At 63.1% G+C, this 17725-nt stretch carries 15 protein-coding genes; 2 read left to right on the plus strand and 13 right to left on the minus strand.

Annotated elements, in window-relative coordinates; genetic code table 11:
• Position 1: 1 nt before the first annotated feature.
• The 9 genes from miaB to RHEC894_RS02065 all read right to left on the minus strand — a co-directional run bounded on the left by miaB (position 2) and on the right by RHEC894_RS02065 (position 6904).
• Positions 2 to 1411 (minus strand): tRNA (N6-isopentenyl adenosine(37)-C2)-methylthiotransferase MiaB, encoded by a 1410-nt coding sequence (gene miaB, locus RHEC894_RS02025; protein ID WP_085735846.1) that lies wholly within the window; start codon positions 1409 to 1411, stop codon positions 2 to 4.
• 49 nt (positions 1412 to 1460) lie between these two features.
• Positions 1461 to 2258 carry a lysophospholipid acyltransferase family protein gene (locus tag RHEC894_RS02030; RefSeq protein ID WP_085735848.1) on the minus strand — a complete coding sequence of 266 codons (798 nt, stop codon included), beginning with the start codon at positions 2256 to 2258 and terminating at the stop codon, positions 1461 to 1463.
• 27 nt (positions 2259 to 2285) lie between these two features.
• Positions 2286 to 2714, minus strand: a complete 429-nt coding sequence (locus tag RHEC894_RS02035; protein WP_010068897.1) for a Fur family transcriptional regulator — start codon at positions 2712 to 2714, stop codon at positions 2286 to 2288.
• 83 nt (positions 2715 to 2797) lie between these two features.
• Entirely contained in the window at positions 2798 to 3292 is a 495-nt protein-coding gene (locus RHEC894_RS02040; RefSeq protein WP_085735849.1) for an N-acetyltransferase, read from the minus strand.
• 2 nt (positions 3293 to 3294) lie between these two features.
• Complete coding sequence (tsaB, locus tag RHEC894_RS02045; RefSeq protein WP_085735851.1) at positions 3295 to 3957, minus strand: tRNA (adenosine(37)-N6)-threonylcarbamoyltransferase complex dimerization subunit type 1 TsaB; 663 nt, start codon at positions 3955 to 3957, stop codon at positions 3295 to 3297.
• An 87-nt stretch (positions 3958 to 4044) separates the two neighbouring features.
• Positions 4045 to 4611, minus strand: a complete 567-nt coding sequence (locus RHEC894_RS02050) for a NifU family protein (RefSeq protein ID WP_010065800.1) — start codon at positions 4609 to 4611, stop codon at positions 4045 to 4047.
• Positions 4612 to 4717: 106 nt separating this feature from the next.
• Positions 4718 to 5209, minus strand: coding sequence for a universal stress protein (locus tag RHEC894_RS02055; RefSeq protein WP_003583845.1), 492 nt, complete (start codon positions 5207 to 5209; stop codon positions 4718 to 4720).
• 110 nt (positions 5210 to 5319) lie between these two features.
• Positions 5320 to 6384 carry a tryptophan--tRNA ligase gene (gene trpS, locus RHEC894_RS02060; protein WP_085735853.1) on the minus strand — a complete coding sequence of 355 codons (1065 nt, stop codon included), beginning with the start codon at positions 6382 to 6384 and terminating at the stop codon, positions 5320 to 5322.
• 121 nt (positions 6385 to 6505) lie between these two features.
• Positions 6506 to 6904 carry a VOC family protein gene (locus RHEC894_RS02065; RefSeq protein WP_085738823.1) on the minus strand — a complete coding sequence of 133 codons (399 nt, stop codon included), beginning with the start codon at positions 6902 to 6904 and terminating at the stop codon, positions 6506 to 6508.
• A gap of 317 nt (positions 6905 to 7221) precedes the next feature.
• Between RHEC894_RS02065 and RHEC894_RS02070 the strand changes: the two genes are divergently transcribed.
• Positions 7222 to 7578 (plus strand): DUF559 domain-containing protein, encoded by a 357-nt coding sequence (locus RHEC894_RS02070; RefSeq protein ID WP_085735855.1) that lies wholly within the window; start codon positions 7222 to 7224, stop codon positions 7576 to 7578.
• A gap of 2 nt (positions 7579 to 7580) precedes the next feature.
• Here RHEC894_RS02070 and murJ read toward each other — a convergent pair whose 3' ends face one another.
• The 4 genes from murJ to mutS all read right to left on the minus strand — a co-directional run bounded on the left by murJ (position 7581) and on the right by mutS (position 15212).
• The gene (murJ, locus tag RHEC894_RS02075) at positions 7581 to 9158 is read right to left on the minus strand and encodes a murein biosynthesis integral membrane protein MurJ (RefSeq protein ID WP_085735857.1); all 1578 of its coding nucleotides are present in this window, start codon (positions 9156 to 9158) and stop codon (positions 7581 to 7583) included.
• A gap of 25 nt (positions 9159 to 9183) precedes the next feature.
• Positions 9184 to 12090, minus strand: a complete 2907-nt coding sequence (locus tag RHEC894_RS02080; RefSeq protein ID WP_085735859.1) for a [protein-PII] uridylyltransferase — start codon at positions 12088 to 12090, stop codon at positions 9184 to 9186.
• Positions 12091 to 12198: 108 nt separating this feature from the next.
• The gene (locus tag RHEC894_RS02085) at positions 12199 to 12474 is read right to left on the minus strand and encodes a hypothetical protein (RefSeq protein WP_085735861.1); all 276 of its coding nucleotides are present in this window, start codon (positions 12472 to 12474) and stop codon (positions 12199 to 12201) included.
• Positions 12475 to 12485: 11 nt separating this feature from the next.
• A complete protein-coding gene (gene mutS / locus RHEC894_RS02090; RefSeq protein WP_085735863.1) occupies positions 12486 to 15212 on the minus strand; it encodes a DNA mismatch repair protein MutS in 2727 nt (908 codons plus the stop codon).
• Between the two features lie 113 nt (positions 15213 to 15325).
• Between mutS and RHEC894_RS02095 the strand changes: the two genes are divergently transcribed.
• The gene (locus RHEC894_RS02095) at positions 15326 to 17608 is read left to right on the plus strand and encodes an NADP-dependent malic enzyme (protein WP_085735865.1); all 2283 of its coding nucleotides are present in this window, start codon (positions 15326 to 15328) and stop codon (positions 17606 to 17608) included.
• The last annotated feature ends 117 nt before the right edge of the window (positions 17609 to 17725 follow it).

The following is a 17725-nucleotide window of genomic DNA, read 5'->3' on the forward strand; positions in this document are numbered from 1 at the left end:
GTTAAACCGCAGCCTCTGCGCGTTCGGCAAACAGGCTGTTCGTTCCGGTTCCGGTGATTCGCACTTTAATAATGTCACCGATTTGCGATGCTTTTGCATCAACATTCACTGATTGAAGCCAGGGAGAACGTCCGATCAGTTGTTCCGGCATGCGACCGGGCTTTTCGAGCAACAGGTCGATCTCCTTGCCGATGCAGGATTCGGCAAATTCCTGCTGCTGCTTCAGGAGAAGCGCTTGCAGGCGTTCCAGCCGTTCTGCCTTGATCTCTTCCGGCACCTGGTCCTTCAGCTCCGCGCCGGGCGTGCCCGGCCGCGTCGAATATTTGAACGAGAAGGCCTGCGCATAACGGACCTCCGCCACAAGCCTGAGTGTATCCTCAAAATCGGCGTCTGTCTCCCCCGGAAAGCCGGTGATGAAATCGCCGGACAGCGCGATGTCGGGCCGCACCGCGCGGATGCGTGCAATCAGGCTGAGATATTCGGCCGCCGTGTGGCGCCGGTTCATCGCTTTCAGGATGCGGTCCGAGCCCGATTGCACCGGTAGGTGCAGATAAGGCATCAGCGCCCTGAGGTCGCGATGGGCCTCGATCAGCCGGTCGTCCATGTCGCGCGGATGGCTTGTCGTATAGCGCAGCCGCGCCAGGCCGGGGATCTCGGCCAGGCGATAGAGCAGGTCGCCGAGGCTCCACGCCTCGCCGCCGGATCCGGCGCCGTGCCAGGCATTGACGTTCTGTCCGAGCAGGGTGATTTCGCGCACACCGCCCTCGACGAGCTTTTCGGCTTCCTCGACGATCTGGGAAACCGGCCGCGACACTTCCGAGCCGCGTGTATAGGGCACGACGCAGAAGGTGCAGAACTTGTCGCAGCCCTCCTGCACCGTCAGGAAGGCGGTGACGCCGCGGGCACGGATCTTCCGGCTCTCGGCGATCGGCAGATGCTCGAACTTGTCCTCGATCGCATATTCGGTATCGACGACGCGGCGCCCCTGCTTGGCCTGGCGCAAGGCTTCCGGCAGACGGTGATAGGTCTGCGGGCCGATGACGACATCGACGGCCGGCGCCCGGCGGAGAATCTCCTCGCCTTCGGCCTGGGCGACGCAGCCGGCAACGCCGATCATCATCTCCCTTCCGTCCGCCGCCTTCTTCTTTTTCATCTCGCGCAGTCGCCCGAGCGCCGAATAGACCTTCTCGGCCGCCTTCTCTCTGATATGGCAGGTGTTGAGCAGAACGAGGTCGGCCTCTTCCATATCTTCGGTCGGCTCGTAACCGTCGCGGGCGAGCGCGTCGCTCATCCGCGTGGAATCATAGACGTTCATCTGGCAGCCATAGGTCTTGATGAAGACCTTGCGGCTGTTGGAACCGTCGCGGAGTGTCGGCTCCGGGGCCTGGAGGAGGGCGCTGTCCTGTGTCATGGCGCGCTATTTAGTGGTTTTTCACGCTCGAGAAAATCGAAATCTTGATTTAGGCAATGTCGCGCCCGCGCAGGCGGCTGTTCAACAGGTTACGGATGCGTGAGGCGATGGTCGCGCTCACCTCCTTGCGATTGGTGTCGGTGCGGTATTCCACCGCCTCGCCGAAGGAGACCTCGGCATCGATCGCGCCGCAGCGCACGATGTCGAGAAGGTGCGGCAGCAGCTCGATATCCCCAGGCCAGGCAGCGAGCGGCCGGTGATAGCGCCCCATGGCGATGCCGTGCACCCTGGTATAGGCAATCGCCAGCGGCTGCACCACGACGGTTCCGGTCGGCGAATAAGGCACCGCCATCGCCGCGGCGCCGAACAGCGAGGACTTGACCTCCAGCAGCCGGTTGCCGTCCGAGGTCGTGCCTTCCGGAAAGAGCACGACGATCTCGCCATCGGCCATGCGCCCGGCGATCTCGTTGGCCTGATGACCGGTCCTGCGTTTCTCCTCGCGCACGACGAAGACGCTCTTCTGCAGCTTGGCAAGCGTGCCGAAGATCGGCCATTCGCTGACCTCGATCTTGGCGATGAAGGCGACGTCGGCAACCGACGACATCACCATGATGTCAAGCCAGGACGAGTGGTTGGAACAGAGCATCAGCGGCCGGCGCTCTTCCGGCCTGCCGGTCACGCGGACGCGGATGCCGAGGCAATAACAGACGATACGGTGCCAGAGGCGTGGCAGCCTGCGCCGCAGCCGCCAGTCGAAACGAAGCGCCAGCACCTGCAGCGGCATGAGCACGATGCTGACGGCAAGGATGACGACCGCAGCAAGGGCAATGCGCAGCCAGGCGATCAAAGGCTGGTCTCCCGGGCGGCCATTGCTTCAGAGATCTTCCTTCTTCAGCGGGATGCCGTAAAGCTCCAGCCGGTGGTCGACCAGCTGGAAGCCGTGCTCGCGGGCGATGCGCTCCTGCAGCGCCTCGATCTCCGGCGAGCGGAATTCGATGACGGTGCCGGTCTTCAGGTCGATCAGGTGGTCGTGATGCTCTTCCGGCACCGTTTCGTAGCGAGAGCGCCCGTCGCGGAAATCGTGGCGGGCGATGATGCCGGCATCCTCGAACAGTTTCACGGTGCGGTAGACGGTGGAAATCGAGATCTTCGCATCGACCTTCACCGAGCGGCGGTAGAGTTCTTCGACGTCGGGATGGTCTTCCGAGCCTTCCAGGATGCGCGCGATCACACGGCGCTGCTCGGTCATGCGCATGCCGCGTTCGGTGCAAAGCTCCTCAAGGGTCTTGGCTACATCAGTCATCGCCCGCCTTTAGAGATATTTCGTGTTTCGACAACGCCGCACGGCGCTTGCGCCGGCCTGCAGGTTGCCTCGCTGCAAGGCAACTACCGAAGAACGCGCTTCATGACAAGCGCTGTGGAGAGGGCCCCGTTTTCCTGCTTGTAGTACCCCTTGCGTTCGCCGACCTTTTCAAAGCCGAGCTTGCGATAGAGGCCAAGGGCGGCCCTATTGCCGTCGTCGACTTCGAGAAACATGCTCTCGCCGCCGCGCGCGCGCGCTTCCCGCATCGCCGCCTGCATCAGCCGCCAGCCGAGGCCGGCGCGGGCCACCTTCGCCTGCACGGCGATCGTCAGAATCTCCGCCTCGCCGGCGACATGGCGGGCAAGGATAAACCCCGGAAGCGGCTTTTTCAGGATGGCATTGGTCTGGCGCGCGACGAAGCCGAACACCGTCTCCTGCGACAGCAGGCTGTGGAATTCGCCGTCGCCCCAGGGGCGCGCGAAGCGTTCGCCGTGCAGGACGGCGACATCGCGGCAATCCTCGCGCTCCATGGCGATGATCTCGAATTCCGGCTTCAGCGTTAGATAGGCTTCCAGCATGGTCACACTCGTCGGGCGATCGCATACCCGGCCTGCGGCTTGGCATCGGGTCCGCGCAGATAAAGGGGCTTCGGCTTTCCGGAATCGGGGGAGGCGGCAGCACCGAGGCGCGCCACGACGGAGATCGGGAAGTTGTTGGTGTGGTCGCCGCCGGCGTCGGGCCTCAGGAAAGGCGTTGCCGAACCGGTGATCTCGCCGTCGAAACCGGCGGCAAAGGCCTGCGCTTGCGTCACGCTGAGCGCCCGCGGCGCATCGAGCGGCGCACCGTCGGCTGCAAAGGATTGAAGGTAGATTTCGTCGCGCTTGGCGTCCATGGCCGCGAGCACGGCGCGATGCGGCGTCTTTTCGCGCTGGGCCGATGCCATGACCGCGAGCGTGGTGACGCCGACGGCGGGCACATTGAGGGAAAGAGCAAAACCGCGGGCTGCGGCAACGCCGACGCGGATACCGGTAAACGACCCGGGGCCGATGGTGACCGCAAGCCGGTCGATGTGAGAAAGCGCCAACCCGGCCTGATCCAGCGCCCGGTCGACGATACCGATCAGATGTTCAGCATGCCCCTTGCCGATCATGTCCGATGCCTCCCCCAGCATCGTATTCCTGCCGCTGTCATAAACGGCGGCAGCGCAATCCACACCTGCCGTGTCCAGCGCCAGAACGATCATGCCATCAATTTCCGAATAAACTCTTGTCGCCTCTTCATAAATCCGCCTGGCCGAACGAGAGATGAACGGCCGGACGGATTCAGGAATTTAAGCGGCAATCACTTCCTGCACTTCCGGCACGAAATGGCGCAGCAGGTTCTGAACGCCGTGCTTCAGCGTTGCCGTCGATGACGGGCAGCCGGCGCAGGAACCCTTCATGTTCAGATAGACCTTACCGTCCTTGAAACCGCGGAAGGTGATGTCGCCGCCGTCCTGGGCAACGGCGGGGCGCACGCGGGTCTCCAGCAGCTCTTTAATGGTCAGCACGATCGATTCATCGCCTTCGTCGAAGAACTCGTCGCCGGCATCGGCGTCTTCGGAAAGGATGGAGGCATCGCCCATCACAGGCTTGCCGGACATGAAATGCTCCATGATCGAGCCAAGGATAGCCGGCTTAAGATGCTGCCATTCGGCATTGTCCTTGGAGACGGAAATGAAATCATAGCCGAAATAGACGCCGGTGACGCCCGGGATTTCGAACAGGCGGGCAGCCAGCGGCGAAGCCTCAGCCTCCTCGGCGCTGCGGAATTCGGCCGTGCCGTTTTCCATCACGACCTTGCCCGGCAGGAACTTCTGCGTGGCGGGGTTCGGCGTGGCTTCGGTCTGAATGAACATCTGCTTCTCCATGCGGCAGGCACAGGACCTCGGCCGTCTTTAGAATTCTTCAAAAGAAGATAAGCCCATTGCCGGTTCCATTCAAGAGATTTTTACTCAAGAATGATCAGCAGAGGGCGTCGATTTCCTCGTTGGTCAAAGTATCCGGCAGCACGGTGACCGGGATCGGAAATGCCGCGGCGCGGCCGGCGATCGACGAGACCAGCGGTCCCGGACCTTCCTTCGCCGAACCGGCGGCCAGCACCAGGATCGCCACATCGCGGTCGTCCTCGATCACTGCGTTGATCTGTTCGGCCGCACCACCTTCGCGGATGACGATCTCCGGCTCGATGCCGATCGTCTCGCGCACGATCTGGGCGATCTTGGCAACGACCGCCTCTGCCTCCTCACGCGCCTCGGCCCGCATGATCGCCTCGACGCCGAGCCATTGCTGGAAATCCCCGTCGGGGATGACGTAGAGCAGCACCAGCCCGCCATTGGAATTCTTAGCGCGCCGGCCGGCATAATGAACGGCGCGCTGGCATTCCGGTGTCCCGTCGATTACCGCCATGAATTTGCGGCGATGACCTTCGAGCCGTGAGAGTCGTTTCGATACCATGGTGCGGACTCTGACACCCGAAGCGGAGAATTTGCAAGCCCAGTTTTTCCTCTTCTCCTCCCGGGAGAAGTTCCCTCTTCTCCCCGGCCGGGGAGAAGAAGAGATCTACCTCAATAGAGGAAGCCGATGACGTCGCGCACTTGCCTCATCGTCACCTCGGCGCGTGCTCTCGCACGTTCGCCGCCCTTGCGCAGGATGGCGTCGATATGGCTGGTATCGTCCATCAGCCGGCGCATTTCGCCGGTGATCGGCGCCAGCACGTGGATGGCGAGGTCGACCAGCGCCGGCTTGAAGACGGAGAACTGCTGGCCGCCGAATTCGGCAAGCACGTCGGCCTTCGATTTGTCGGCCAGTGCCGCATAGATCGCCACCAGATTTTCGGCTTCCGGCCGGCCCTGCAGCCCGTCGATCTCGCTCGGCAAACCGTCCGGATCGGTCTTGGCCTTGCGGATCTTCTTCGAGATCGCGTCCTCGTCGTCCATCAGGTTGATGCGCGACAGGTCGGAGGGATCGGATTTCGACATTTTTTTGGTGCCGTCGCGCAGCGACATGACGCGCGGCGCCGGTCCGCCGATCAGCGGCTCGACCATCGGGAAATAGGCATGCACCGGCTCGTTGCCGACGGTGATGTCGACGCCGTAATCGGTCCTGCCGATATGCTCGGCATAATCGAGGTTGAACTTCATCGCGATGTCGCGGGCAAGCTCCAGATGCTGCTTCTGGTCCTCACCGACCGGCACATGGGTGGCGCGATAGACGAGAATGTCGGCGGCCATCAGGCTCGGATAGGCGTAGAGGCCGAGCGAGGCCTGCTCGCGGTCCTTGCCGGCCTTGTCCTTGAACTGCGTCATGCGGTTCATCCAGCCGATGCGGGCGACGCAGTTGAAGATCCAGGCAAGTTCGGCATGCTGCGGCACGGCCGACTGGTTGAAGACGATATGCTTTTCCGGATCGATGCCGGCGGCGATGAAGGCGGCGGCGATCGAGCGCGTCTGGCTCGGCATGTCCTCATGCACGAGCTGGGCGGTGAGCGCATGCATGTCGACGACGCAGTAGATGCAGTCATTGCCCTCCTGCAGCGCCACGAAGCGGCGGATCGCGCCGAGATAATTGCCGAGATGCAGATTGCCGGTCGGCTGCACGCCGGAGAATACGAGTTTCTTGAATTCGCTCATGTCGTCCTCAATAGGCTGGTGGAGGGCCCACAGCTTTGGTTTGCTGCATGGCAGCAGGGCTTTTCGCCGATGTTGTCAACGCGGCGGCTTATGCACGGGCAATCGGTTGCAATCAAGGGGTTCAGGCTGCGGCATGCTGGATCAGGTCGAAGCTGTTGCCGTAGGGATCGGCAAAGACTGCGACCGTGCCGTAAACCTCATGCCTGGGCTGCTCCAGAAAGCGCACGCCGGCGGCGAGCATTGCGGCATGGTCGCGGGCAAAATCGTCGGTCTTCAGGAAGAAGCCGACACGGCCGCCGGTCTGGTTGCCGATCGCCGCCCGCTGCGCCTCGTTTGTCGCCTGCGCCAGCAGAAAGGCGGCGCCCTCTCCACCTTTGGGCCTCACCACCACCCAGCGCTTGCCCTCCGGTTGTTTCTCGTCCTGCAGGCAATCGAAACCGAGGTCACCGCAATAGAACGCCTTGGCGCGGTCGTAGTCGTCGACGACGAGGGTGACGAGGAAAAGCGACTGGATCGTCATGGGCGGCTCCGGGCTGACATGGGTTTTCTTGCGGAGCTTGGCAGAAAAGGCAACGAAAATCGTGGTGCGGGCAGTTGACAATATTCCTCGGTAACGTTGCTGCCCCTCACCAACAAAATCTAAGACTTAGCCTTCGGCTAAGATCTTGATTTTGTATCCTCTCCGACAAGGGGAGAGGTATCAGGAGGCGAGCGCCGCGCCCTTCCTCTCCCTTGTGGGAGAGGAAGCAATTTCAACATCTTAGCTTTAGCTAAGTGTTAGAAATTGCAGGTGAGGGGATCATACCCTATCGTCGGGCGCGTTGCAGGAGGGAAGCCATGCGCGACATACCGCCGCCGATCAACCGAAGCCGTGCCAAGGCGATGCGGAAGGATTCTACACGGGCGGAAAACATGTTGTGGCAGGTCATTCGCGATCGGAAACTCGAAGGCTTCAAGTTCAGGCGACAGGTGCCGCTGGGGCACTACATTCTCGACTTTGTTTGCTTCGAAACTAAAATCATCATCGAAGTCGATGGTTGGCAGCACGCCGAGAGCGCCGCTGATCATGTCCGCGACGATCATTTCAGGGCCGAAGGCTTTCGCATCCTTCGCTTTTGGAACGATGAAGTCGAAAACAGCCTCGATTTCGTCTGCACTTCCATCCTGACGCACCTTCGAAATCGAGGCGAATAGCCTCACCCTTCCGTCTTCACCGGCTTGCGATTGAGATTGCGCCTTATCATGCCGAGATCCGCCCCGCCGATCAGGAAGGCGGCGGCGAAATAGATCAGCATGGAAATCGCAATCAGCAGCCCGAGCGTTCCGATCTTGGTCAGAAGCGGCGCGCCGGAAGCAAGCCACGGCGCAAAATACTGCTTGAGGAAGACGATGGCCGCGCCCATCACCGCCGCGGCGACGATCAGCAGAGCGGCGCGCTTTGCCAGCGCCCATTCCCATGTCAGGTGGCCGCGGCGCAAAAGCGTGGTGAACAGCAGCACGGTGCTGATCCAGCCGGCGGTGGCTTCGGCAACGGCGATGCCGGGCGCGCCCATATAGGGAAAAAGGGTGAGCGCCGTGGCGCAGTTGGTCGCCACCGCGATCGCCGAAAAACGCATCGGCGTCTTGGTGTCCTCGCGGGCGTAGAAGCCCGGCTGCAGCGCCTTGATCAGCACGAAGGCCGGCAGGCCGATGCCGTAGATCGCCAGGATCGCGCCGACGACGGCGGTGTTTTCCTGATGGAAGGCGCCGCGCTCGTAGAGCACGCGGATGATCTCGTCCGACAGGATCCACAGCGCGAAGGCGGCGGGGATGGTCAGGAACAGCACGAATTCGATCGAGCGGTTCTGCAGGTTTCCGGCCTCGCGCAGGTTGCCGCCCTTCAGCGCCCGGGCAAGCTCCGGCAGCAGCACCACGCCGACGGCCACACCGACGACGCCGAGCGGCAGCTGGTAGATGCGGTCGGCATATTGCAGCGCTGCGATGGCGCCGTCGCGGGAGGAGGCGATCGCCTGGCCGATCAGCTGGTTGATCTGGGTGATGCCGCCGGTCACCGCGGCCGGCACCGCCAGGATCAGCAGCCGCTTGACGTTCGGGGTCATCTTCGGGAAACGGAAACCGATGCTCATGCCGGCGGCAAGCACGCCGATATAGACGACGGCGAGCTGCAGCACGCCGGCGGCAAGAACGCCCCAGGAGAGATACCAGGCGGTCGTCAGCGGATCGGCGCCGGTATAGAGCGCATAAAACAGCGCCCCGATCATCACCACGTTCAGGAAAACAGGCGCGATGGCCGCGGCGAAGAAATGATGCAGCGAATTCAGCATGCCGCTCATCATCGCCGTCAGCGACATGCACATCAGATAGGGAAACATCACCGCCGCCATGCGGATGGTGATCGAGAATTTCTCCGGATCGTCGGCAAAGCCAGGCGCGATGACGAAGCGCACCAGGAGCGGCATGGCAAGCTCCATCACGATGGTGATGAGCAGCAGCACCGAAAACAGGACGCCGAAGACTTCTTCCGAAAAGCGCTTGGCGCCATCCGTGCCGTTCGCCTCGATCTCCTTGGCAAAGAGCGGCACGAAGGCGGCGTTGAAGGCGCCCTCGGCAAACAGCCGGCGGAAGAGGTTCGGAAAGCGGAAGGCGGCGTAGAAAACGTCGGCCATCGGCCCGGTGCCGAGTGCGGCCGCCATCAGCGTTTCGCGGGCGAAGCCGAAGAGACGGCTGCCGAGGGTGGCGCCGCCGACGGTGGCGAATTTCTTGACGAGGCTCATGCGGATCGGCTCATGCGTGTGGGGCTCATGCGGAGGAATCGGCTTTCTTTTCGGCTGAAGGCGATGTCCGGGCTGTGGCGGCCGGCGCGATGATGCCGGAGGGCATGCGCTCACGCAGCTCGTCCTCCTCCTCGGCCATGACGGCCTTCATCCGGGCGGTGATATTGGCGCGTTTGCTGTCGCCCGAGATCTTCTGTCCCACAAGGTCGGTGACGTAGAAGGTGTCGATCACCTTCTCGCCGAAGGTGGTGATGCGGGCCGACTGGATGTCGAGCGACAGATCGGAGAGTACGGCGGTGATTTCCGACAGGAGTCCCGGCCGGTCGAGGCATTCGACCTCGATGACGGTGAACTTGTTCGACAGGCTGTTGGTGATGTTGACCGACGGCGGAATGACGAAAGCCTTGCTTTTCTTGCGGTTGCGCGTGCGCGTGGCGATGACCTCGGGCAGGCGCTTGCGCCCCGACAGCACATCCTCGATCATCCGGCCGATCGTGCCGGCCCGGCGCAGCTCGTCGGCATCGTCGGCAAATTCGCGGCTGACATGGATGGTGTCGAGCGCCCGTCCATCGGATGTCGTGAAGATCTGCGCATCGACGATGTTGGCCCCGGCCGCAGCGCAAGCGCCGGCGATGACGGCGAGCAGCCTGGGATGGTCGGGCGACAGCACGGTGATCTCGGTGATGGCGTGGAAACTGTCGGTTCGCACCATGGTGGCGAGCGCCTGGCCCGCCTTGTCGGCCTGACGGATGAAGTGGGCATGGCGGATCTGGTCTTCCAGCGGCACGGAGAGCAGATAGGGCTGGTAGTGCAGCTTGGTATAGGTATTGCGGTCCTTCTGGCTCCAGTCGGAAAGGGCGGCATGCAGCGCCTCGGCGGCGGCGTTGGCGCGCTCCTTGCGGGAAACCTCCGAAAAGCCGCCGGCGAGCAGCAGCTCGGTTTCGTAATAGAGCGTGCGCAGAAGCTGACCCTTCCAGCCGTTCCACACGCCCGGACCGACGGCGCGGATATCGCAGATCGTCAGGATCAGTAGCATCTTCAGCCGATCGAGCGACTGCACGCGGTCGGCGAAGTCGGTGATCGTCTTGCGGTCGGTGAGGTCGCGGGTCTGCGCCACCATCGACATGGTCAAATGTTCCTCGATCAGCCAGACGACGATCTCCGTCTGCTTCTGCGACAGGCCGAAGCGGGCGCAGAGCTTGCGGGCGACGCGGGCGCCGGCGATCGAATGATCCTCCAGGCGGCCCTTGGCGATGTCGTGCAGGAGAACGGCGACATAAAGCGCTTCGCGGTCCTCGATATTGGATATCAGCTTGTTGGCGAGCGGATGCAGATCCTCCGAGCGTGACTTGTCGATCTCGGAGAGAACGTCGACGGTGCGGATCAAATGTTCGTCGACCGTATAGTGGTGATACATGTTGAACTGCATCATCGCGACGATCTTGCCGAATTCGGGGATGAAGCGGCCGAGCACGCCGGCCTCGTTCATCCGGCGCAGGATGAGCGCGGGATCGCGTTTCGACGTCAGGATCGACATGAACAGCCGGTTCGCCTCGTCGTTTTCCCTGAGCCTGTTGTCGATCAGGGAAAGCGAACGGGTGACGCGTTTCAGCGCGTCCGGATGAAATTCCAGCCCGTTGATGTCGGCGACGTGGAAGAGCCGGAGGATGCTGACCGGATCGCGCTTGAACACCTCGGGATCGGCAAGCGCGATGCGTCCGCGGTCTTCGACGAATTCGACGCTGCCGGCGATTTTGCGATTTCGGTGGGTGAAGCGGCTGATGACGCCGGTAAGGCCGGGGATGGATTTGGCCTGCTGGTCTTCGAGCGCGGCGCAGAGGATGCGGGTGAGGTCGCCGACATCCTTGGCGACGAGGAAATAGTGCTTCATGAAGCGCTCGACGGCCGAAAGGCCCGGGCGGGTGTGATAGCCGAAGGCCTCGGCGATCTCGCGCTGGATGTCGAAGGACAGGCGCTCCTCGGCCTTGCCTGTCAGGAAGTGCATGTGGCAGCGCACCGCCCACAGGAAATCGTCGGCTTTTTCAAGCAGACGGTATTCGTGTTTCGACAGCACGCCGAGCTTGACCAGTTCCGCCTGGTCGCGCACGTGATAATAATATTTGGAGATCCAGAACAGCGTGTGCAGGTCGCGAAGCCCGCCCTTGCCTTCCTTGACGTTCGGCTCGACCAGATAGCGCGTATCGCCCGCCTTGCGGTGGCGCTCATCGCGCTCGGCAAGCTTGGCGGCGATGAATTCCGGGCCGGTGCCGGTGACGATTTCCTTGTCGAAGCGGGTCTCGAGCTGGGTTTCCAGCCGCTGCAGGCCGCAGATATAGCGCATCTCCAGAATGGCGGTGCGGATTGTCATGTCGGATTTGGAAAGCGCGATGCATTCCTCCACCGTGCGGGTGGCGTGGCCGACCTTGAAGCCCATGTCCCAGAGCACATAGAGCATGAATTCGACCGCCTTGTGCGTCTCGTCCGCCGGCTTCGGCAGGAAGAGGAAAAGCAGGTCGATATCGGAGCCCGGCGCCAGCGTGTCGCGGCCGTAGCCGCCGACGGCGGTGACGGCGAATTTGTCCTTCTGCTGCGGAAAGATATGGGCGGTGGCGAAATGATAGAGGACGGAGATGATCTGGTCCTGCAGCCAGGAAATCCGGTAGGCGCAGTTCAGCCCGCCGCCGTCGGCCAATAGTGCGGCCCGCGCCTTCTGCCGGCCCTCCGTGCTGGCCTTTTTCAGGGCGGCGAGAAGGTCGGCGCGCAGGACGTCCGGCCGGTTGCGGTTGGCCTCGGCAATGGCGTCGCACTGCTTCCGCAGCAGCTCGACGTCGAGGATGTCGGAGAAATCGAGGTTGCGCATCGCTGTCGCCGGGGCGGTTTCCTGTTCATGCCGGGCGGCCTGATCCGGGCTCGCCTCACGTTTCGTCTGCATGCGCTATAACCCCTTTGCCCCGCGATTGACACGGGCTCTCATACTGCAAGAACCTTTAAATTTGGCGAAATGGTGTTGGTAAGCCGCGCAACAGCTTTCCCGAAAAGCTCAGCTGGCAGCCCGTGCGTTCAGCAAATACAGCACCTGCCGCGTCTCGCTCATGATCTCCTCGAGCGATTGCCTGTCGCATTCGCGATAGCCCGCCTTGGCGATCGACGTTGCGAGCTCCGAGATCATAGCGCAGCAGCGGGTGATTTTCAGCATGCCGATTGGCGAGGTCCAGCCGCGCGCATTGCGATCCTCGTCGGCGCGCCGCATCGTGTCGAGCATGGAGCAGATGAGCGAGAGACGCTCGGTTTCTCGAACCAATTTTTCCATGAACATCGGTTGCGCCCCTATTTCAGCTTCTTCTTGAGGTCGTAAAGCGCGTCCATTGCCTCGCGCGGCGTCATGTCGTCGAGGCTCATCGCTTTCAGCGCCTCCTCCACCTTGGAGGGGCCGCGGACGGTGTCCTCGCGGCGCACCGCCACCTGGAAGAGCGGCAGGTCGTCGATCAGCTGGCTCGCCGGGTTTTTGCGGTCGGCATCCTCCAGGCGGGTGAGCACGTCGCGGGCTCGTGTCACGACCGAGGCCGGAAGCCCGGCAAGCCTGGCCACCTGGATGCCGTAGGAGCGGTCCGCCGCACCCGGCCCGACCTCATGCAGGAAGATGACGTCGCCGTCCCATTCCTTGACGCGCATGGTCGCGTTCGATAGCCGGCCAAGTTTTTCCGAAAGCACGGTCAACTCGTGGAAATGCGTGGCGAACAGGCCGCGGCAGCGATTGCCCTCATGCAGATGTTCGACGGAGGCCCAGGCGATCGACAGGCCGTCGAAGGTGGCGGTGCCGCGGCCGATTTCATCGAGAATGACGAGCGAGCGGTCGCTCGCCTGATTGAGGATCGCTGCGGTTTCGACCATCTCGACCATGAAGGTGGAGCGCCCACGCGCCAGGTCGTCGGAGGCGCCGACGCGCGAGAAAAGCCGATCGACGATGCCGATATGGGCCGATGCCGCCGGCACGAAAGAGCCCATCTGCGCTAGGATCGCGATCAGCGCGTTCTGCCGCAGGAAGGTTGACTTGCCGCCCATATTCGGCCCGGTCAGCAGCCAGATCGCGCCGTCCTTGTCGCCTGTTTTCGGCGACAGGTCGCAATTGTTGGCGACGAAGGGGCCGCCTGCCTGCCGCCGCAGCGCCTGCTCGACCACAGGATGGCGTCCGCCTTCGATCGCAAACATCTTCGAGCCGTCGACCTGCGGGCGGCAATAGGCCTGCTCTTCGGCGAGCAGCGCCAGGCTGGCGGCGACGTCGATGACGGCAAGCGCCCGGGCGCCCGATTTGATCGCTTCGGCTTCCGCAACCACGGCTGCCGTCATCCTGTCGAAGGCGGCAAGCTCGATCGTCAGCGCCCGATCGGCGGCGTTGGCGATGCGGCTTTCGAGATCGGCAAGCTCGGTGGTGGTGAAGCGCATCGCGCTCGCCATCGTCTGACGATGGATGAAGCGCGCCTTTGCTTCCGCCGTGTCCGTCATCGGCGAGGCATTGCCGGCCGTCACTTCGATGAAATAGCCGAGGATGTTGTTGTGCTTGATCTTCAGCGACCGGATGCCGGTCTCCTCGGCATATTGCAGTTGCAGCCCGGCGATCACCCGGCGCGACTGGTCGCGCAGCGCCCGAACCTCGTCGAGCTCGGCGCTGGCGCCGTCGCGCAGGAAGCCGCCGTCGCGCTTCAGCAGCGGCAATTCGTCGGCGAGCGTCTCGGCCAGCAGCTTTTCCAGGCCCGCCGGAAGGGCCTGCAGCCCGGACAGCGCCTGACCAAGTTCTTCCGGCAGCATCGCGCCTGCGAGCAGATCGGCAAGTCCGCCGGCCGCCTGCAGGCCCTGGCGGATCGCCCAGAGATCGCGCGGGCCGCCGCGCTCGAGCGCCAGACGCGACAGGGCCCGCGGCATGTCGGGCACATGTTTCAGCGTATCGCGCAGATTGCCGCAGAGCAGGGGTTCGTCGATCAGGAAGCCGATCGAATCGAGCCGGGCATTGATGCGGGCAGGATCGGTCAGCGGTGACATCAGCCGCTCGGCGAGAAGCCGTGCGCCGCCACCGGTGATCGTGCGGTCGATCGCCTTCAGCAGCGAGCCGTTGCGATCGCCCGACAGCGTGCGGGCCAGTTCCAGATTGGCGCGCGTGGCCGGGTCGATGAACAACGTCGACGCCGCACTTTCACGCTCCGGCTTGCCAAGCGGCGGCCGCTCGGCGATCTGGGTCTTTTCGACATAGGCGACGGCGGCGGCCGCCGCCGCCAGCTCGGCGCGGGAAAAAGTGCCGAATCCGTCGAGTGTGGCGACGCCGAAATAACGCGCGATCCGGCCTTCGGCGCTGGCGCTGTCGAAGAGCACGGCCGGCTGCGGCACCGCGGTGCGGCCGAGCACGTCGAAGACCGGCTTGAGTTCCGGATCGTGGAAGATCGTGTCGGGCAGGATGAGCTCGCGCGGATCGATGCGCAGGATATCGGCAAGCAGCCGCGAGGCCTCGGTCTCGGCGAGCCGGAAGACGCCGGTGGAAATATCGATCCAGGCGAGCGCCAGCAAGGGTTCGGCCGCGCCGCGAATGCGGGTGAGCGCCATCAGATAGTTGGATTCCGAGGGCGACAGCAGTTTTTCCTCGGTGATCGTGCCCGGTGTGACCAGGCGGACGACGTCGCGCTTGACGACGGATTTGCCGCCGCGTTTTTTCGCTTCGGCAGGATCCTCGATCTGCTCGCAGACGGCGACGCGGAAGCCGAGTGAAATCAGTTTCTGCAGATAGTCGTCGGCCGCATGCACCGGAACGCCGCACATCGGGATATCCTGGCCCATGTGCTGGCCGCGCTTCGTCAGCGTGATGCCGAGTGCGCGCGAGGCTTCCAGCGCATCTTCGAAGAACAGCTCGTAGAAGTCACCCATGCGATAGAAGAGCAGCGAACCCGGATTGTTCGCCTTGATCTCGATATATTGCTCCATCATCGGCGTCGCCGAGGCACGGCTTTCCGCCGTGGCAAGCTCGGCAGCCGAAAAGGCTTCATTCTCTGTGTCTATTCGTGCGTTCACGGAGGTGCAGTTTTTCCCAAAAAAACAGGTGCCAACCCTATCCGCGCGCCGCTATAGATGACAACAGCATTTGAGGAACAGCAAAGCGTCGCCCACAGGACGTTGGAGGATTTATGCCCGATATCGATAAGAAGGACCGGCCGGTGACCTCTGTTACCGACCAGGAGGCGCTCGAATTTCACGCCATGGGCCGGCCCGGCAAGCTGGAAGTCGTCCCGACCAAGCCGATGGCGACGCAGCGCGACCTGTCGCTTGCCTATTCGCCGGGGGTGGCCGTTCCGGTCAAGGCGATCGCCGCCGATCCGCAGACCGCCTACGACTATACCGCCCGCGGCAACATGGTCGCCGTCATATCGAACGGCACTGCGATTCTCGGGCTCGGCAATCTCGGTGCGCTCGCCTCCAAGCCGGTCATGGAAGGCAAGTCGGTGCTGTTCAAGCGCTTCGCCGACGTCGATTCCATCGACCTCGAAATCGATACCGAAAATGTCGACGAGTTCATCAATTGCGTGCGCTTCCTCGGTCCCTCCTTCGGCGGTATCAACCTCGAGGATATCAAGGCGCCGGATTGTTTCGTCATCGAAAGCCGGCTTCGCGAGCTGATGGACATTCCGGTCTTCCATGACGACCAGCATGGAACGGCGATCATCGCCGCTGCCGGCCTGATCAACGCGCTGGAGCTGACCGGCCGCGACCTGAAGACGACGAAGCTCGTCTGCAACGGGGCGGGCGCTGCGGCGATCGCCTGCGTCGAACTCATCAAGGCGATGGGCTTTGCGCCTGACAATATCATCCTCTGCGACACCAAGGGGGTTATCTACCAAGGCCGCACCGAGGGCATGAACCAGTGGAAATCGGCGCATGCGGCAAAGACCGACACGCGCACGCTGGAAGAGGCGATGGTGGGCGCCGACGTCATTTTCGGCCTGTCGCAGAAGGGTGCGTTTTCGGCGGAGATGATCCGCTCGATGGCGGACCGGCCGATCATCTTCGCCATGGCCAATCCCGATCCCGAGATCACGCCGGAGGAGGTCGCCCGCATCCGCGACGACGCCATCATGGCGACCGGCCGTTCGGACTATCCGAACCAGGTCAACAACGTCCTCGGCTTTCCCTATATTTTCCGCGGCGCGCTCGATGTCCGTGCTTCCACCATCAACGATGCGATGAAGATCGCCGCCGTCAAGGCGCTGGCAAACCTCGCCCGCGAGGACGTGCCGGATGACGTGGTCGCCGCCTACCAGGGCAACCGGCCGCGCTTCGGCGCGCAATACATCATTCCCGTTCCTTTCGATCCGCGCCTGATCTCGGCGATCCCGGTGGCGGTCGCGGAAGCCGCGATCGAGAGCGGCGTCGCCCGCAAGGTCATCACCGACATGGCGGGTTACGCCCGCGAGCTTTCGGCGCGCCGCGATCCGATCGCCTCGACGCTCGCCAGCCTCTACGAGCGCGTTCGCCGCCGCCCGAAGCGGATCGTCTTTGCCGAGGCCGAGGAAGAACAGGTCCTGCGCGCAGCACTCTCCTACGCCAACCAGCAGCTCGGCACCGCCATCCTGCTCGGCCGCGAGGACCTGATCCGGGCGACGGCCGAGCGCGCCGGCATCGATCTCAGCCGCCCGGGCCTTGAAATCGTCAATGCCCGTATCTCGACTCGGGTCGAGGCCTATATCGATTATCTCTATGCCAGGCTGCAGCGGCAGGGTTATCTGCATCGCGACGCCCAGCGGCTGATCCATAACGACCGCAACCATTTCGCCGCCACCATGGTGGCGCTCGGCGATGCCGACGGTATGGTGACGGGCATCACCCGCAACTATTCGACGGCACTCGAGGATGTGCGCCGCTGCATCGACGAGAAGCCCGGCCACCGCGTCATCGGCGTGTCGCTCGCGCTTTGCCGCGGCCGCACCGTCTTCGTTGCCGATACGGCTGTGCACGACATGCCGACGGCCGAGCAGCTTGCCGATATCGCCGAGGAAGCCGCCGGTCTCGCAAGGCGCATGGGGTATCCGCCGCGTGTCGCCATGCTTGCCTATTCCACCTTCGGCCATCCCTCGGGCGAACGCTCCGAGCGGGTGCGCGAGGCGGTGAAGATCCTCGACAGGCGCCGCGTCGATTTCGAATATGACGGCGAGATGGCCGCCGATGTCGCCCTGAACCGCAAGGTGATGGAGCAATATCCTTTCTGCCGCCTCTCCGGCCCGGCCAATGTGCTTGTTATGCCGGCCTTCCACTCGGCCTCGATCTCGACGAAGATGCTGCAGGAACTCGGCGGCTCCACGGTCATCGGCCCGATCCTGGTCGGCCTCGACAAGCCGGTGCAGATCACTTCGATGGGCGCCAAGGATTCCGACATCGTCAACATGGCGGCGATCGCTGCCTATGGCGGCTCGTAAACCTTATCCTGTCCGCATAAGAGACGGCATTCAGTGCCCGGCCGACAGTGCGTCGGCCGGGCACTGGTTTTTGCGGATTATTCCACAGCTTTCAGCTCGCGCGCCTCAGGACGTTCA

The organism is Rhizobium sp. CIAT894, from assembly GCF_000172795.2.
GTDB lineage: Bacteria > Pseudomonadota > Alphaproteobacteria > Rhizobiales > Rhizobiaceae > Rhizobium.

Excerpts from the sequence above, each read along its gene's own strand:
- RHEC894_RS02085 (WP_085735861.1), bottom strand. The coding sequence starts at position 12,474 with ATGTTCATGGAAAAATTGGTTCGAGAAACCGAGCGTCTCTCGCTCATC.
- tsaB (WP_085735851.1), bottom strand. The coding sequence starts at position 3,957 with ATGATCGTTCTGGCGCTGGACACGGCAGGTGTGGATTGCGCTGCCGCC.
- RHEC894_RS02035 (WP_010068897.1), bottom strand. The coding sequence starts at position 2,714 with ATGACTGATGTAGCCAAGACCCTTGAGGAGCTTTGCACCGAACGCGGC.
- murJ (WP_085735857.1), bottom strand. The coding sequence starts at position 9,158 with ATGAGCCTCGTCAAGAAATTCGCCACCGTCGGCGGCGCCACCCTCGGC.
- miaB (WP_085735846.1), bottom strand. The coding sequence starts at position 1,411 with ATGACACAGGACAGCGCCCTCCTCCAGGCCCCGGAGCCGACACTCCGC.
- RHEC894_RS02050 (WP_010065800.1), bottom strand. The coding sequence starts at position 4,611 with ATGTTCATTCAGACCGAAGCCACGCCGAACCCCGCCACGCAGAAGTTC.
- RHEC894_RS02055 (WP_003583845.1), bottom strand. The coding sequence starts at position 5,209 with ATGGTATCGAAACGACTCTCACGGCTCGAAGGTCATCGCCGCAAATTC.
- RHEC894_RS02065 (WP_085738823.1), bottom strand. The coding sequence starts at position 6,904 with ATGACGATCCAGTCGCTTTTCCTCGTCACCCTCGTCGTCGACGACTAC.
- RHEC894_RS02040 (WP_085735849.1), bottom strand. The coding sequence starts at position 3,292 with ATGCTGGAAGCCTATCTAACGCTGAAGCCGGAATTCGAGATCATCGCC.
- RHEC894_RS02070 (WP_085735855.1), top strand. The coding sequence starts at position 7,222 with ATGCGCGACATACCGCCGCCGATCAACCGAAGCCGTGCCAAGGCGATG.
- RHEC894_RS02095 (WP_085735865.1), top strand. The coding sequence starts at position 15,326 with ATGCCCGATATCGATAAGAAGGACCGGCCGGTGACCTCTGTTACCGAC.
- trpS (WP_085735853.1), bottom strand. The coding sequence starts at position 6,384 with ATGAGCGAATTCAAGAAACTCGTATTCTCCGGCGTGCAGCCGACCGGC.
- RHEC894_RS02080 (WP_085735859.1), bottom strand. The coding sequence starts at position 12,090 with ATGCAGACGAAACGTGAGGCGAGCCCGGATCAGGCCGCCCGGCATGAA.